Annotated in this window: 13 protein-coding genes; 6 read left to right on the top strand and 7 right to left on the bottom strand. The window is 74.9% G+C overall.

Translation table 11 applies throughout. The features are described 5' to 3' along the window. Window positions 1–229 precede the first annotated feature (229 nt). A complete protein-coding gene (locus PATMI_RS0104700) occupies window positions 230–1,549 on the top strand; it encodes a class II fumarate hydratase (protein ID WP_026910037.1) in 1,320 nt (439 codons plus the stop codon). 47 nt (window positions 1,550–1,596) lie between these two features. On the opposite strand, the gene PATMI_RS0104695 is transcribed toward PATMI_RS0104700, so the two are convergent. Both PATMI_RS0104695 and PATMI_RS27430 read right to left on the bottom strand, forming a co-directional pair. Then, window positions 1,597–2,058 (bottom strand): hypothetical protein, encoded by a 462-nt coding sequence (locus tag PATMI_RS0104695; RefSeq protein ID WP_026910036.1) that lies wholly within the window; start codon window positions 2,056–2,058, stop codon window positions 1,597–1,599. Between the two features lie 75 nt (window positions 2,059–2,133). Beyond that, a complete protein-coding gene (locus PATMI_RS27430) occupies window positions 2,134–2,601 on the bottom strand; it encodes a hypothetical protein (protein ID WP_036725227.1) in 468 nt (155 codons plus the stop codon). Window positions 2,602–2,811: 210 nt separating this feature from the next. On the opposite strand from PATMI_RS27430, the gene PATMI_RS0104680 reads away from it, so the two are divergent. Beyond that, window positions 2,812–3,591 carry a VOC family protein gene (locus tag PATMI_RS0104680; RefSeq protein WP_026910034.1) on the top strand — a complete coding sequence of 260 codons (780 nt, stop codon included), beginning with the start codon at window positions 2,812–2,814 and terminating at the stop codon, window positions 3,589–3,591. Window positions 3,592–3,629: 38 nt separating this feature from the next. On the opposite strand, the gene PATMI_RS0104675 is transcribed toward PATMI_RS0104680, so the two are convergent. Next, entirely contained in the window at window positions 3,630–5,552 is a 1,923-nt protein-coding gene (locus PATMI_RS0104675) for a glycoside hydrolase family 2 protein (protein WP_169738328.1), read from the bottom strand. Window positions 5,553–5,748: 196 nt separating this feature from the next. Here PATMI_RS0104675 and PATMI_RS0104670 point away from each other — a divergent pair, with 196 nt between their 5' ends. The 3 genes from PATMI_RS0104670 to PATMI_RS0104660 all read left to right on the top strand — a co-directional run bounded on the left by PATMI_RS0104670 (window position 5,749) and on the right by PATMI_RS0104660 (window position 10,120). Then, window positions 5,749–7,572 (top strand): SpoIID/LytB domain-containing protein, encoded by a 1,824-nt coding sequence (locus tag PATMI_RS0104670; protein ID WP_026910032.1) that lies wholly within the window; start codon window positions 5,749–5,751, stop codon window positions 7,570–7,572. Window positions 7,573–7,627: 55 nt separating this feature from the next. Beyond that, window positions 7,628–8,023, top strand: a complete 396-nt coding sequence (locus PATMI_RS0104665; RefSeq protein ID WP_026910031.1) for an SRPBCC family protein — start codon at window positions 7,628–7,630, stop codon at window positions 8,021–8,023. A 174-nt stretch (window positions 8,024–8,197) separates the two neighbouring features. After that, window positions 8,198–10,120 carry a potassium transporter Kup gene (locus tag PATMI_RS0104660; protein ID WP_051471062.1) on the top strand — a complete coding sequence of 641 codons (1,923 nt, stop codon included), beginning with the start codon at window positions 8,198–8,200 and terminating at the stop codon, window positions 10,118–10,120. 491 nt (window positions 10,121–10,611) lie between these two features. Here the strand turns inward: PATMI_RS0104660 and PATMI_RS0104655 are convergent, their stop codons facing one another. Continuing rightward, entirely contained in the window at window positions 10,612–11,379 is a 768-nt protein-coding gene (locus PATMI_RS0104655; protein WP_026910029.1) for a class I SAM-dependent methyltransferase, read from the bottom strand. Window positions 11,380–11,525: 146 nt separating this feature from the next. Between PATMI_RS0104655 and PATMI_RS0104650 the strand changes: the two genes are divergently transcribed. Continuing rightward, window positions 11,526–12,509 (top strand): hypothetical protein, encoded by a 984-nt coding sequence (locus PATMI_RS0104650; protein ID WP_026910028.1) that lies wholly within the window; start codon window positions 11,526–11,528, stop codon window positions 12,507–12,509. 26 nt (window positions 12,510–12,535) lie between these two features. On the opposite strand, the gene PATMI_RS0104645 is transcribed toward PATMI_RS0104650, so the two are convergent. The 3 genes from PATMI_RS0104645 to PATMI_RS27425 all read right to left on the bottom strand — a co-directional run bounded on the left by PATMI_RS0104645 (window position 12,536) and on the right by PATMI_RS27425 (window position 15,569). Next, a complete protein-coding gene (locus tag PATMI_RS0104645) occupies window positions 12,536–13,585 on the bottom strand; it encodes a hypothetical protein (protein WP_026910027.1) in 1,050 nt (349 codons plus the stop codon). Window positions 13,586–13,743: 158 nt separating this feature from the next. Further along, on the bottom strand, window positions 13,744–14,829 hold the full coding sequence (ychF, locus tag PATMI_RS0104640; protein ID WP_026910026.1) for a redox-regulated ATPase YchF: 1,086 nt from the start codon (window positions 14,827–14,829) through the stop codon (window positions 13,744–13,746). Next, on the bottom strand, window positions 14,829–15,569 hold the full coding sequence (locus tag PATMI_RS27425; RefSeq protein ID WP_051471061.1) for a phosphatase PAP2 family protein: 741 nt from the start codon (window positions 15,567–15,569) through the stop codon (window positions 14,829–14,831). Before PATMI_RS27425 ends, ychF begins: the two co-directional genes overlap by 1 nt. Window positions 15,570–15,645 lie beyond the last annotated feature (76 nt).

Here is a 15,645-nt window from a genome sequence, read left to right as displayed (position 1 = left end):
CGCGGAGTTGCGCGCCCGCCACGCCACGACCGAGGTCGGGAGCGGCTCCGCGCCACCCCGGCGACGTCCCCGTCGGTCCGCCGCGGCGGGTCGGGTGAGGGGGCCGACGGTTCCTACCTTCCGTAGCCCGCGGACGTCCGGCACGCCCGTCCCCAGCGCAGGTCATCGACCGCGTGCCCGCGAGTAGTGTGCCCTCCGTCGCCCACGACCCCTGAGAGAGGGACACACCATGGCTGAGACCCTGTACGGCAGCGAGACCCAGAAGGCCGTCGACAACTTCCCGATCTCCGGGGAGCGCGTCCCGATCCAGGTGATCCGGTGGCAGGCCCGCATCAAGGGCGCCGCCGCGCTGGTCAACGCCGAGCTCGGCAAGCTCGACCAGGGGATCGCCGACCAGATCTCCGAGGCCGCGGGCAAGATCGTCGCCGGCGACCACGACGACCAGTTCCCGATCGACGTGTTCCAGACGGGCTCCGGCACGTCGACGAACATGAACGTCAACGAGGTCATCTCCGCCCTGACCGGCGGCGAGGCGCACCGCAACGATCACGTGAACATGGGGCAGTCGTCGAACGACACCTTCCCCTCCGCCGTCCACCTCGCCGCGCTGGACGAGGCGACCAACACGCTGATCCCGGCGCTGAAGCAGCTCGAGGCGTCGCTGCAGGCGAAGGCCGACGAGTTCGTCGACGTCGTCAAGGCCGGCCGCACCCACCTCATGGACGCGGTCCCGGTCACGCTCGGCCAGGAGTTCTCCGGCTACGCGGCGCAGGTCCGCCAGGGCGTCAAGCGCGTCGAGGCCGCCCTGCCGCACGTCGGCCAGATCCCGCTCGGCGGCACCGCGACCGGCACCGGCCTGAACACGCCCGCCGAGTTCGCGCCCGCGATCCGCGAGAAGCTCATCGCCGACTCCGGCCTCGAGCTCATCGCCGCCCCGGCCGACCCGTTCGAGGCGCAGGGCAACCGCGACGCGCTCGTCGAGCTCTCCGGCGCCCTGAAGGTCGTCGCGGTCTCGCTCACGAAGATCGCCCAGGACATCGCGCTCATGGGCTCCGGCCCCCGCGTCGGCATCGGCGAGCTCTTCCTGCCCGAGCTGCAGAAGGGCTCCTCGATCATGCCGGGCAAGGTCAACCCGGTCCTGCCCGAGGTCGTCATCCAGGTCTCCGCGCAGGTCATCGGCAACGACACCGCCATCACGATCGGCGGCATGCAGGGCCAGTTCGAGCTGAACGTCCGCGTCCCGCTCATCGCCCGCAACCTCCTGCAGTCGATCCACCTGCTCTCGACCGCGTCGACGTCGTTCTCGACGAAGTGCGTCGACGGCATCACGGCGAACACGAAGGGCACCGACGCCTCCGCGGCCGGCACCCTCGCGACCGCCACGGCGCTGAACGAGGCCATCGGCTACGACCTCGCCACCACGATCGTCAAGAAGGCGACCGACTCCGGCGAGCCCCTCCGCGACGTCGCACTGGCCGAGGGCGTCGACGCCGACCTGTTCGACAAGACGATCGACCTGCGCAAGATCGCGCGCGGCAACCAGGGCTGAGGCCCGGAGCGGCCGTCCGTCCTCCGGGACGGGCGGTCGCGGTCCGCTCAGCCCCGGCGCCCGAGCGCGTCGACGCGGAGCAGGACGAAGCAGGTCGCCAGGGTGACCGCCAGCGGCGACGGCAGGTGGTCGGACCACGCGATCGTGATCCACGGTCCGTCCCCGCCCGGGCCCGGCTCGATCTGCAGCAGGGGCGTGCCGTCGTCGTCCGTCAGCGAGGCGGTGCGGCCGCCCTCGAGGTCGGCCTTCCAGGGGTAGGTCCGCCCGCCGGTCGTGAGCTCCTCGCCCTGGGCGCGGACGAGCACCCGACCGGCGCACTCGACCCGGACCTCGCCGCCGTCCAGGAACGCGTCGAACCGCCGGCCGTCGCGCTCGGTGGCCCGGCCCAGCGACCCGCGCCCGCCGCCGCGCAGCTGCAGCTCGGCGAGCGCGTCCTCCCCGCCGTCGGACAGCAGGACCTGCGGGCGCCTCCGGCCCACCACGAACAACGACCACCGCGGCGACTCCACGGCCACAACATATCCCGGCGCCCGACGACCGCCGAACCGACCGGGACGTCCTCGGAAGGAACGGAGCGCCGACCGCTACTTGTCGGCGTCGACCTGCAGCAGGCGGACGCAGGCGGCGAGGACGACCCCGAAGGTCTCGGGGAGGGAGTCGTCGAACTCGATCGTCGCCCACGGCGGCGTCGATCCGCCCTCGCCCGGCGCGATGCGCAGGAGGACGCTCGGGTCGCCGGCGGAGCTCGTGACGCGGGCGGTGCGCGACCCGTCCTCCGGCAGGCGCCAGCCGAGCGTGCGGCCGCCGGCCTCGAGCACGCCGTGGTCGACGGTGGCGCAGCGCTCGCCGTCGCGGGTGACGAGGAGGTCCTCCGGCGCGCCGACGACCCGCCAGGTCCGGCCTGATGGGTCGACCGCGGTGCCGGCGCGGGTCGCACGCACCCGTCCGTCCTGCTCGACCCGGGCGACGTCGGCGCCCTCGGCGTCGACGAGCACGGTCCGGGTGCGGAAGCGCCCGGACCGCACCTGGAGGGTCCAGCGGACGGTGGCCATCGGCGGGAGGCTATGCGGCGGACGTGGGTCGGCGCGGGCCGGGCGGACGACTCGGCATCCGGTCCGGCGGCGGCGGGTCGGCGCTCGCACGCGGGATCGAGCGCCGCGTCCTGCGGTCCGGCGCCGCGTCCCCGTCGAACGGAGGTCGCCCGCACGGCCCGCGCCACGTCCGGCCGCGCCCCGGCGGACCCGACCATCTAGCGTGGAGGCGTGCCCGTGCTCCCGCCCGCCTCCGACGCCCCGCCGCGGTTCCGGCGCGTGACCCTCGCGACGACGGCGATGGCGGAGGAGCAGCAGTGGTGGACCGGGCGCCTGGGGCTCGACACCGCGCCCGGCGCTCCGGCGGGCGGGTTCGCGGTCCGCGTCGGGTCCGGCGTCCTCGCGTTCACCCCCGTCCCCGACGGCGCGCGCGCACGCGGCGGTGCGGGAGGGCGACCGAGCCACCACGTGGCGCTCGAGGTCGCCGAGGACCGGCTCGTCGAGGCGTCGGAGTGGCTGCAGCGCGCGTCGCCGCTCGTGCAGCTGCGCGACGGCGAGACGATCGTCGACTTCCCCGACTGGGCGGCCCACAGCGTCTACGCGATCTCGCCCGGCGGCCACGTCGTCGAGCTGATCGCCCGGCACCGTCGCCCGTGGGAGCCGTGGATCGCGGGCATCGCGACGCCCGAGGAGGTCCGCGGCGCCGGCTTGGTGCGCGGGATCAGCGAGGTCGGGATCACCACCCCCGACGTCGGCGCACTGGTCGACCGGCTCGAGGGCCTGGGCGAGCGGCTCTGGTACGGCGACCCGCGGGACGGCTTCGCGGCGGTCGGCGACGAGTCCGGCCTCCTGATCTGCGTCCGCGAGTGGCGGCCGTGGTTCCCGACCGACAAGGCGGCGCAGCCCGGCCCGCTCTCGATCGAGCTCACCCGCGTCCTGGGCCTCGTCCCCGGCGAGCCCGTCCCGGTCGGCAGCGCCACCGAGCTGTGGGCTGCCGACGGGACCGACTGAGACGTCCCGCCGGCCGCGGCGAGCGGCCGGGCCGCGCGTTACTTCGGCTCGTCGGCGACCGCGGCGCGGGCCAGGGCGGCCTTGACCGGGGCGACGGACGGCTTCGGCCGGCCGTTGTAGGTGAAGAGGCCCTTCTGGTTCAGGCCGCGCACCAGGCGGATCGTGCCCTTGTAGGTGCGCCGGATCGAGCCGCCGATGAACGTCGGCGCGACGCCGAAGTCGCGCAGGTTCCAGACGATCTCGCCCGAGATCTCCGGATCGCTCGCGTAGGCGTCGATCGTCGTCTTCAGGAGGTTCGCCTGGTAGCCGTAGCCGCCGGGACGGGAGGTCGGGTTCTCGCCGTTGGCCTCCGCGCCGAACTCGGTCAGCACGATGACCTTGCCCGCGTAGATCTTCTTCACGGCGCCCGTGAACCGCTGGATGCTCTGCTTCAGGAAGTCCATCGACTTGCCCGGATCGCTGTACCAGCCCTGGTAGCTCGTGATGCCGATCGCGTCGATGTACTGGTAGACGGAGCCCATCTTCTCGGGGATCCGCGCGCCGCCCACCGGGTCGGCGTTCGTGTACTTGACGGGCGTGGCCCAGACGTCGAGCGCGGTCAGACGGCCGGGGTCGACCGTCTTCAGCATCTTCGACTCCTCCCGGATGTACGGGACCTGGCCGTTGTCGGTGCCGCCGTTGCGGGCGATCTCGTTGACGAGGTTCCACACGACGATCGACGGGTGGGTCTGCTGCTCGTCGAGCGTCGTCTGCACGCGCTCGCGGGCGACCTTCGCCTTCGCGGGGGTGTCGCTCTGCCACGAGCCCGGGGAGTCCGTCGGGCCGACGCCCTGCCAGACGAGGATGCCGGCGGCGTCGAGGCGCTCCAGGAGCGCGGGCGACAGCGGGTGCTGCGCGCGGGTCGCGTTCGCGCCGAGCTCCTTGAGGTCGCCGACGAGGGCGTCCATCTGCTCGGCGTTCAGGCCGGTGCCCGCGCCGGGGGCGTCCTCGTGGATCGACGCGCCGCGGAGCGTCACGCGCTTGCCGTTGAGCAGGATGTTCCGGCCCTGCTTCTGGATCTGCCGGAGCCCGATGCGGGTCTGGTACGCGCTCTCGTTCGGCACCGCGAGCGTGAGGTCGTAGAGGTTCGGCGAGCCCGGCGCCCACAGGGCGGGCTGGTCGATCTTCACGTTCGCCTCGACGCGGCGGGTCTCGCGGGCGTTCAGGCGGACCGACGGGAACTGGACGGGGATGTCCTGCCCGTCGCGGCGCAGCACGCCGGCGAGCTGGATGTCCCGGGCGCCGGCGCGGTTGACGACCTTCGCGGAGATCCGGACGTTCGCGGAGCCGTTCTGCAACGTCGTGGTGACGTAGGGGGCCTGGACCTCGCTGTTGCCGAGGCGGCGGATCGTGACCTCGCGGTTGATCCCGCCGAAGTTGAACCACAGGCGGTGCCAGCCCTGGGCCTTCATCTTCTCCGGGTCGCGCCAGTCGGCGCGGACGACGAGCGAGTGCGCGCCGGCCTTCAGGCTCGTGCGGGCCTCGAACGGCAGGAACTCGCCCGTGTGCTTGGCGACCTGCCTGCCGTCGATCCACACCGTGGCGTGGTGGTTGACCGAGCCGAACGCCACGGCGTACTGCCCGTCGGCGTCGACGTTGATCGTCGTGCGGTACCAGCCGACCGAGCCGCGGTGCGAGACGACGCCGGCCGCGCCGGTGATCCGCGCGGCGTTCGGGACGTACGGGATCGTCACGTCCTTGCCGGGGAACGTGCCCTTCGACCAGCCCTTGCCGAGGCCCTGGTCGCGCGGGTCCGAGGCGTAGGTCCACGGACCGGCGACGGCGATCCGGCCGAACGGGCCGCTGATCGTGATCGGCTTGGTGGGCTCGGCGTCCCCGCCGGCGGCCTTGGCGCGGACCGGTCCCGCGCCGCCCGGCAGCAGCAGGATCGCGGCCACCACGGCCGCGACGACCAGGGGCACGAGGATGAGCAATGACCGGCGCGGTGCGAGAGACACGGAGAAGCTCGCGCGGGAGAAAGGGACGGCAGCCCACGCGAAGCCCGGAGGGTATCGGAGCCTCCCGGGGGTCGTGCCGGTCGCAGGCGGTCGCCCGGGTCACCCCCGACGGCCGGGGTGTGCGGCACCCGAACGCCCCGGCGGGTTACGGTGCCGGTCGATGCGGGACCCCCGGCCCTCAGCCCCACCCGTCCGTGCCACGGACGCCCGTGTCCGCGCGGCCCGGTCCGCTGGGCGCCGCCGCGGGATCGCGACCGGGGCGGTCCTGGGCGCCGGGGCGCTCCTCGCCGGTCCGGTGGCGGCAGGGGCGCCGGCCGCCGAGCGGCTCGTCGTCAACGGCGCCGGGTTCGGTCACGGCGTCGGTCTCAGCCAGTACGGGGCGGCCGGGATGGCGGCCAAGGGGTTCTCGGTCCGGAGGATCCTCGCCCACTACTACCGGGGCACCAGCCTCCAGCGCTCGGGCGCCGCCGACCGCCGGGTCCGGGTCGCCCTGCAGACCGGCGTGCGCGAGACCACGATCTCGGGCGCCAAGTCGATCGGCGGCATCACGACGAAGACGACGAGGTCCTACCGGCTGATCCGCACGTCGTCGGGCATCGAGATCCGGCAGATCGGCAGGAAGAAGAAGGTCGGGTCCTCGGGCGGCGGGATCGAGGTCGTGCCCGCGAACGCCGGCGTGCTGCGCGTCGCGGGCCGGTCGGCCGACGGGGTGCAGGGCGGCTCGTACCGCGGCACGATCGACGTCCTCCCCGACGGCGGCGACCTCGTCGTCGTCAACGAGCTGCCGATGGACGACTACCTCCGCGGCGTCGTCACCGAGGAGTCGCCCTCGAACTTCCCGACCGCGGCGCTCCAGGCGCAGGCGATCGTCGCCCGCACCTACGCGATCACCAACGCCGTCGGCGGTCGCCCGTTCGACCAGTGGCCCGACACGCGGTCGCAGGTCTACACGGGGATCGCGGGGGAGACCGCCGAGGGCAACGCGGCGGTCGACGCCACCAGCGGCCAGGTCGTCACGCTGAACGGCACCCCGGTCATCACGTACTTCTTCTCCACCAGCGGCGGACGGACCGAGGACTCGAGCAACGTCTTCGGCGGCGAGGAGCGCTCGTGGCTCCAGAGCGTGCCCGACCCGTACGAGGGCGACGTCGCCCTGCACCGCTGGACCCGGACGTTCTCCGCGCGGTCGGCGGACGCCCGCACCGCGCGGTTCGGCGTCGGCGACCTGCGGCGGATCGACGTCCTCGAGCGCGGCGACTCGCCCCGCGTCGTCCGCGCGCGGGTGACCGGTACCACCGGCACCAAGGACATCGACGGCGGGCAGCTCCAGCGCGCCTTCGCGCTGCCGGACCGCTGGGCGACGTTCGCGCTCGTCTCGATGTCCGGGTGCCTGAAGGCCGGCCCGACCGCCGCGCAGGTCCGGTTCGCCCGCGACCAGGCGGCGGCGCGGGCGGTCCGTGCCGAGCTCCGGCGCCGGGCCCGCGACCCGCAGAGCACCGCCGCGGGCGAGGGCATCGGCCTCGCGGTGTCGGGCGCCGCACCGCTCGACGGCTCCGACGGCGGGCGGCCGGCCCCGACGACCCCGGCCGCGCCGACGCTGCCCGGCGTCACGACCACGCCCGGCGCTCCGTCCCCGCCCGGCGGGGACGCCCCGGACGCGGGAGCGGGACCCGCCGAGCAGGCGATCGCCGTCGCCGGGGACGGCGCGGCCGACATCGGGGCGCTCCTGACGGCCCAGGATCCGTCGGCCACGCGGGCGATCCGGGCGAAGGCGCCGAAGGTCGCGCCCCGCTGCCGCCTCGTGGGCGGCGTCCGGCCCGCGCCGCGCGGGGCCGCCGGCCGACTCCAGCGCCAGGACGGCGACCGCTGGACGACCGTCCGTCGCGTCGCGCTGAAGGACGGGCGCTTCGAGACCGTCGTGCCGAAGAAGGGCTCCTGGCGGGTCCGCGTCGGCAGCTTCTCGACGCCGGTCGCCGGGCTGTAGGGCGGCACGCCGGCCGGCGTGGGGTGACGCCCATCGTGGCGGGTAGCGGACCGGCATGCTGCGCTACGAGACCGCCTCCTCCGCGTCGCCCGCCGCCGTCTGGTCGCTGCTCGCGCGGCCGGACCGGTGGCACGAATGGGCCTGGCACGTCCGCGGGGCCTGGGGCCTCGGCTCGCCCGAGGTCCGCCCGGGCGCCCGGGGTGCGGTCCGGCTGCTCGGCGCGCTGCCCGTCCCCGTCCGGATCGTCGCCGTCGACCCGGGGCGCTCGTGGTCGTGGCGGACCGGCGGGGTCACGTTCCACCACCGCGTCGACGCCCGGACCGGTGGCGGCAGCGTCGTGGGGATCGACATCGACGCGGTGCGCCCCGTCCTCGCCGTCCTCCGCCGCACCTACGGGCCGTGGTGCCGGCACGCCACGCGCGTGATCGCGGAGCGGGCGGCGGCGGTCTGAACCGGCCCGCGGCCGCCGCGGCCGCAAGACGCCCTCGGGCGTCACCTGCAGATCAGCACGGTCCGCGGGTCCCCCGGGCGGATCCGGACCCGCGGCCGACGTGCCGCCCCGACGCGAGCGCCGCCGCGCCACATCACGGACCACGCGCCGCCGGCGGCGTATGGTCCGCCCGCGATGCCCGCTCCCAGCGCCGCGGCGCCCCGGCACCACGCCGGCATGGCCGCCCTGACCCTGGGCGCCCTCGGCGTCGTCTTCGGCGACATCGGCACGAGCCCGCTGTACGCGCTGCAGGCGGTCTTCGCGGCCGACGACGGCGCGGTGAAGCCGACCGAGGGCGACGTCTACGGGATCATCTCGCTGATCGTCTGGTCGGTGACGCTGATCGTCTCGGTCAAGTTCGTCACGTTCATCATGCGGGCGGACAACCACGGCGAGGGCGGCATCATGGCGCTGGTCGCCGCGATCCGCCGGGCGAAGCTCGACCGGCCGTGGGTGAAGGTCGCGCTCGTCGCGGCCGGCCTCTTCGGGGTCGCGCTGTTCTACGGCGACGGCATGATCACGCCCGCGATCTCCGTGCTGTCCGCCGTCGAGGGGATCGAGGTCGTGGCCCCCGGCGCGGAGTCGTACGTCCTGCCGTTCACGATCGCCGTCCTCACCGGCCTGTTCGCGATCCAGCGCTTCGGGACCGAGGTGATCGGCCGGATCTTCGGGCCCGTGATGGTGCTGTGGTTCCTCGTGCTCGCCGTCGCGGGGATCGGCCGCCTGGTCCACCACCCCGACATCCTGCGGGCGCTGTCGCCCCACTACGCGGTGGAGTTCTTCGTCGACCACCCGGGCATCGCCTTCATCTCGCTCGGGTCGGTCGTCCTGACCGTCACCGGTGCGGAGGCGCTCTACGCCGACATGGGGCACTTCGGCCGGAAGCCGATCAGCCGCGCGTGGTTCTTCGTCGTCTTCCCGGCGCTGATGCTGAACTACATGGGCCAGGGGTCGCTGATCCTCGACACGCCCTCGGCGATCTCCAGCCCGTTCTACCTGCTGATGCCGGAGTGGTCGCGGGTGCCGATGGTCGTCCTCGCGACGCTCGCCACCCTGATCGCGTCGCAGGCCGTGATCTCCGGCGCGTTCTCGGTCACGCGCCAGGCGGTGCAGCTCGGGTTCCTCCCGCGGCTGTCGATCCGCCACACCTCCGAGGACGAGATCGGGCAGGTGTACGTCCCCGCGGTGAACTGGGGGCTGTTCGTCGCCGTCCTCGCGCTCGTGATCGGCTTCGGGTCCTCCGCGAAGCTCGCGACCGCCTACGGGATCGCGGTGACCGGGACGCTGCTGATCGACTCGGTCCTGTTCCTCGTCGTCGTGCGCGTGCTGTGGCGCAAGCCGCTCTGGATGGTCGTCGCCGGCGTCCTCGGGTTCGTCACCGTCGACCTGCTGTTCCTGGCCGCCAACGCGACGAAGATCCTGCACGGCGGCTGGTTCCCGCTGCTCGTCGGCGCGATCGTGTTCGTGCTGCTGAGCACCTGGGACCGCGGACGCGTCGAGGTCTCCGCCGCCCGCGTCGAGGCCGAGGGGCCGCTGCAGGAGTTCGTCGACCGGATGCAGGTGATGGTCCCGCCGGTCAAGCGGCTGCCGGGCGTCGGGATCTACCTGAACCCCACGCGCGACACGACGCCGCTGGCGCTCCGCGTCGCCGTCGACCGGATCCACGCGATCCACGAGGAGGTCGTCATCGTGACCATCGACACGACGACCACCCCGCACGTCCCCGAGTCCGAGCGCATCGTGTTCGACCACCTGGGGTACGACCACGACGGCTACAGCCACGTCACCCTGCGCTTCGGCTACATGGACCGCCCCGACGTGCCGCAGGCCCTGGCCCTCGCGCGGCGCACCGCGGGGGGCCTCGAGGTCGACTTCAACCCGTACCACGCGACCTGGTTCCTCTCCCAGATCACGATCGTCCCCGACCGCTCCCCCGGCATGGCCCGCTGGCGCAAGGCCCTCTTCGTCGGCATGGCCCGCAACGCGGCGAGCCCCGCCGACTACTTCCGGCTGCCGGGCGAGCGGGTCGTGACGATGGGCTCGCGGATCGTGTTCTGAGGGGGCGGGGCGGGGCGGCGGATCCGTTCGGAGCGGCCCGGGCGTGAGGTGCGGGGCGCGGTGCGGTGTACGCGGCGGGTCGGGGCTCGGGGAGGCGTCGGTGCGGAGCGGAGGAGTCGTGGGCCACACGTTCCTGCGGCGGTGAAGCGGGTGTGCCGCGGAGCGGCGGTCGTTGGCGGGAGGCTCGCGGTGACGGCAGGAGCGTGCCGGCCGCCGGTGATGCGCGGTGGTGCGGTCGGGCGGCACGAGGGCGCATCGGTCGGCCGGGGCCGGCGGGGGTGCTGCGGATTGCTGCGGTCGGGCGGCACGAACCCGCACCGGCCGGCCCGAGCCGGCGGGGTGCTGCGGATTGCTGCGGTCGGTCGCTGCCGCCTTGGCCGCCCATGCGGTCCGCCCGGCCGGTCATCCCGCCCGTCCCGCCGGCCCTGTCCCGCCGGCCCTGTCCCGCCGGCTCCGTCCCGCGGCGCGGCTCACCCGTCCGTGCCGCCCGCCTACCCCCGCCGCACCGCCGTCACCAGGCGCGCGTCGTAGTCCAGGGCCACCGTCCCGCCCAGGCCGTCGACGGCCTCGGCCACCGCGGCGGAGAGCGCGGCGCGGCGGTCGGCCGGCAGCGCCGCGTGGTCGCTGTGCGTGAACAGTTGCCGGATCCAGGCGTCCCGCCCGTACTCGCGGACCCACGGGAACGCGCGGACCGCGACCCGGCCGAACGCGCCGGTGGTGTCGAGTGCGGCGGCCGTTCCCGTCAGCCGGTCGTCGGCGTTGCCGAGGAGGACCGAGTGCCGCTCCAGGTCGGACTCGCCGGCCGCGGCGTAGGCGGCGCCCAGGGCGTCGCGGATCGCGTCCGTCGGCCGGCCGAAGTTCCAGAAGAGCCCGATCCGCCCGCCGGGGCGCAGGACCTCCGCCGCTCGCGCCGACCCGGCCGCGGCGTCGACCCAGTGCCAGGCCTGCGCGCTCATCACGAGGTCGAACGTCCGCCCCGCCGCGTCCCACGTCTCGAAGGCGGCGACCTCGACCTCGAGGCCGCCCTCCCGCGCCACCGCGGCCATCCGCGGGTCCGGCTCGACGCCGAGCACCCGCGCGCCCCGGGCCGTCAGCAGTGCCGACGCGATGCCGGTGCCGCAGCCGACGTCGAGGACGTCCCGGACGGGCGGGTCGACCAGGGCGTCGACGAGCGCCGGCGGGTAGGACGGACGCTCCGCGTGGTAGGCGGCGGCGTCCTGCCCGAACGACTCGGCCCGGGAGCGGTCCTCGTGGAGCATCGGTCGATCGTGGCACCTCCCGTCGCGCACCGGAACCTCCGGGTGGAACCCCAGGGAGATCCCCGATGCGGGTGGGCCCGTCGGCCGGGACGGTGTCGGTGGGTGCCGGTCCCGCGCCCAACCACCCCTCGACCCGGAGTGCTCCCGTGCCCGATCCCGCACCGACCCCTGACCCCGTCACCCCCACCGCCGGCAGCGCGAGCGGTCGCCGGGACACCGCCACCGCGTCGGCCCCGGCGCGCACAGCAGGCGCCCGCAGCGGAGGCCGCACCCCGTCGGCAGTCGCCCACCGCACGACGCGCGCGCGGGCTGCCCGTGCCGTCCCCGCGACCCTCGCCGCCGGCGTCCTGCTCGCCACCGCCGCGCCCGCATCGGCGGCGCCGAAGGCCACGACCTTCCGCGTCGAGGTGTCCGGCACGCAGAAGACGACGTGGACCTACGACAAGCGGGTCGCCCCGACCTGCGACTACCCGGAGCGCGAGTCGGGGGAGCAGACGCTGACCTTCGGCACGGCGTCCGGGAAGCCCGGGAAGCTGACCGCGAAGGTCGGGAAGAACGGCGCCCTGACCTTCACCGCGTCGGAGGTCCGCCTCGCCGCGAAGGCCGCGCTGCGCCGCGACTTCGATCGCCGCTTCGCCGAGATCAGCGCCTGTCCCGACGGCACGACCGGCGGCGACCGCGCCGAGAACGTGCAGGGGACCCGCACCTGCGCGACCGAGGGCGCTATCCGACTCCGCTTCGGCACCACCCGCAAGGAGATCTACGACGCCGGCGATCCGCTGATCGAGCGGCCGCTGAACGGGATGGAGCCCGGCATGGCGGTGCTGCGCGGCGCCCACGACTGGCCGAGCAGCGACTCGTACCGGTCGCTCCCCGCGGCGTGCTCCGAGAAGGGGCAGGCCGACGCGGACCTCGGCGTCACGGTCGGCCGGGGCGAGTGGCCGGGAGGTCTCGTGGAGTCCCGCGCGGCGCTGCCTCTGCGCACGCTCCAGCGGGCGCGGAAGGGCACGAGGAAGACGGTGCGGATCCGGACCGTCGTGCAGTACCCGAACGCCGAGGAGCAGCAGCAGCCCGCCGAGGTCACGAAGGGCCGCACCGTCCTGGACCTGAAGCTCACGATCCGTCGCTGAGGCGGGCGCCGAGCCCCTTCGCCCGCCTACCCCGTCGCCCCGACGGCCAGGGTCCGCACCGTCGTGGTGCCGGCGCGGTTGTGCGCCGTCACCACGCACGTCCACCGGCCGCGGGCGGTGCGCGACACGCGCAGGCGCGACCGGTGGGCGCCCGCGACGGTCCGCCCGTCGTGGCGCCAGGCGTAGCGGAAGGTCGGCGCCGGCTCGGCGCGCCACGTCCCGCGACGGCAGCGCAGCGTCGATCCGGCGCGGATCACGCGCGGGCGGTCGGAGGCGAGGTACCGCGGACGCTGGCCGGTCCGCACCGTCGCCGTGTCGTGCGCGACGACGGAAGCCTGGCCGGACGGCCCGCCGTCGCCGAGCGCGACGCACGCCTGCCAGCGCCCGTGCGCCAGCGGGCTGCTCGTCCGGAACGTCGTCGAGAACGACCCCGCCTGCAGCGGGCCGCCGTCGCGACGCAGGACGGTGACGCCGTCCCGGTCGTGGACGACGTCGAGGCCGGGGCACGAGGCGCCGGCCGGCACGACCCAGGCGCGGACGTCCGCCGGCGTCGACGCGCGACCGGACACGTCGAGGTCGAGCAGCACCTGCTTCGACGTCGACGCGTACTGCCGGAACCGGTCGATCCGCACGGTGCCGGCGGTGCCCCGCACCTCGAGCTCCGCGGTGCCCGCGGCCGGCGTCGTCCCGGCGCGCGTCACCCACGCGCAGATCCGTCGCCTCCCCGGCACGGTGAACGCGTGGTCGACCGCGGTCGTCGACGGGCCGGCCCCGAGCACGACGACGCGACCCTCGAGGAGCTGCCCGTCGTCCTCCCGCCACGACGTCGGGTCGGCCTCGTAGTCGGCCTGCTCGCTCGAGCCGCACGGCGCCCCGGTCACGGGTCGGGTGACGACGATCAGTCGCCCGTTCGGCTCGGACAGGTCGGCCGAGACGGAGAGCGCGGCGGGCGCCCCGACGTCGACGGCGGCGGGGGCGTCGATCCTGAGGCCGTCGGCGCGCGCGCCCGTCGGGACGAGGAGGACGCCGGCTCCGGTCAGGAGCAGGACGGCGGCGGGGCGGCGGACGGTGGGCATTCCGCGATCCTGCGCCGACCCCCGCGCGTGCGCATCGGGGATCTCCCGGCGCCCGGCCTCCCGGCGCCCGGCCGGTCGGGGGTGGCAGCGGCCCGTGCGCCCACGGCGCACGATTCGCTGCCGGTCGCGGACCGCCGGACCCCGACGCGCGCCCCGCCCTAGTTCGTGTGCTTCACCGTGATGACGTCGCCGTCCTGCATCACGTAGTCGCGGCCCTCGGTGCGCAGGGTGCCGACGTCGCGGGCCTGGGAGTAGCCGCCGGCGGCGAGGAGCTCCTCGGTGCCGATCACGTCGGCGCGGACGAAGCCCTTCTGGATGTCGCCGTGGATCTCGCCGGCGGCGTGCCAGACGGAGAGGCCGCGCTTGAGGTGCCACGACTGGGCCCGGACGCCGGCGCCGGCGGTGAAGAACGTGATCAGGTCCAGCAGCTCGAACGCCCCGCGGGCGATCCGCTGGAGCCCGGACTCGGCGAAGCCCATGTCCTCGCGCATCGCGGCGGCCTCCTCGTCGTCCATCTCGATCAGCTCGGCCTCCAGGCGCGAGGAGACGGCGACCGCGACGGCCCCGACGGCCTTCGCGTGCTCGGCGATCGCGGGCGGGACCTCGCCGGACGCGTCGTTCTCGTCGACGTTGGCGACGAAGAGGACCGGCTTGGCGGTCAGGGGCGACAGGGTCCGGACGACGTGCGGGTGGTCCTCGGGCGCGGGCACGACGCGGGCGGGCTTGCCCTCGTTCAGCGCCGCGACCACCTGCTCGAGCCACGCCTGCTCGGCCTTCGCCTCGGCGTCGCCGCCGCGCGCGGCCTTCGTGACCCGCTCGAGTCGGCGCTCGGCCTGCTCGAGGTCCGCCATCAGGAGCTCGGTCTCGATCGTCTCGATGTCCCGCAGCGGGTTCACCGAGCCATCCGGATGGATGATGTTGCCGTCCTCGTGCGCGCGGACGACGTGGACGATCGCGTCGGTCTCCCGGATGTTCGCCAGGAACTTGTTGCCCAGTCCCTCGCCCTTGTGGGCGCCGGCGACGAGGCCCGCGATGTCGTGGAAGTCGATGTGGTCGAAGACGATGTCCGACGACCCCAGCAGCTCGGCGATCGCGACCATCCGGTCGTCGTGGACCGGGACGACCGCCACGTTGGGCTCGATCGTGGTGAACGGGTAGTTCGCGGCCTCGGCCCCGGACTTCGTCAGGGCGTTGAAGAGGGACGACTTGCCCGCGTTGGGCATGCCGACGATGCCGATCTTCATCAGGCGTCTCCGGTCGTGGGGTCGGTGGTGGCAGCCGCGGCCCCCGCGGCCGCAGCGGCGGCGACCGATGCGGCGGTGGCGGCCTTCTCGGCGGTGCTGCTGGAGTCGTCGGCCTGCTCCCGGCGGCGGTCGCGGCGCGCGGCGATGCCGTGACCGGCGGCCCGGACGCCGCCGCCGACGGTCCAGCCGAGGACGCCGCCGACGGCGATGTCGGTCGGGTAGTGCACGCCCAGGTGGACGCGCGAGATCGCCATCGCGCCGGCGACGCCGTAGAGCGGCGCCTTCGGCAGCAGGCTGGAGAACGCCGCGGCGGCGGCGAACGACGACGCGGCGTGCGAGCTCGGGAAGCTCAGCTGCGTCGGGGTCGGGATCAGGGGCGGCAGATCGCGCAGCTGCGGGCGCGGGCGGCGGGCGACCTGCTTGACGCTCGTGTTCACGACGTAGGCGGCGCCGACCGCGGCGACGCCCAGCAGCCACTCGTCGCGGCGGCGCTCGTCGACGGTCGCGCCGAGCGCCCCGATCCCGAGCCACAGGGCACCGTGCTCGCCGGTGCGGGAGAACCGGACGATCGCCTTCGTCGCGCGCTTGGAGCGCGCGGTCGAGCGGATCGCCCGCATCCCCGCGAGGTCGAGGCTCGCGAACGCCCTGCCGGTGCGGCCGCGCAGGGCGCGGGCCAGCAGGCTGCGGCGGGCGTCGACGGCCTCGCCGAAGAGCCGTGGGTCCGGGGTCAGGATCGACACCCCAGGAGCGTACGGGCCGGGGGATCGCGGCGTCCCGCCGGGCGTCGCCCGCCGTCCCGTCGGGCCGCCGCGGCCC

It is taken from the genome of Patulibacter minatonensis DSM 18081 (assembly GCF_000519325.1).
Lineage (GTDB): Bacteria > Actinomycetota > Thermoleophilia > Solirubrobacterales > Solirubrobacteraceae > Patulibacter > Patulibacter minatonensis.
Note: the sequence above shows the minus strand (reverse complement) of the source record. Positions and strands in the feature narration are given on the sequence as shown.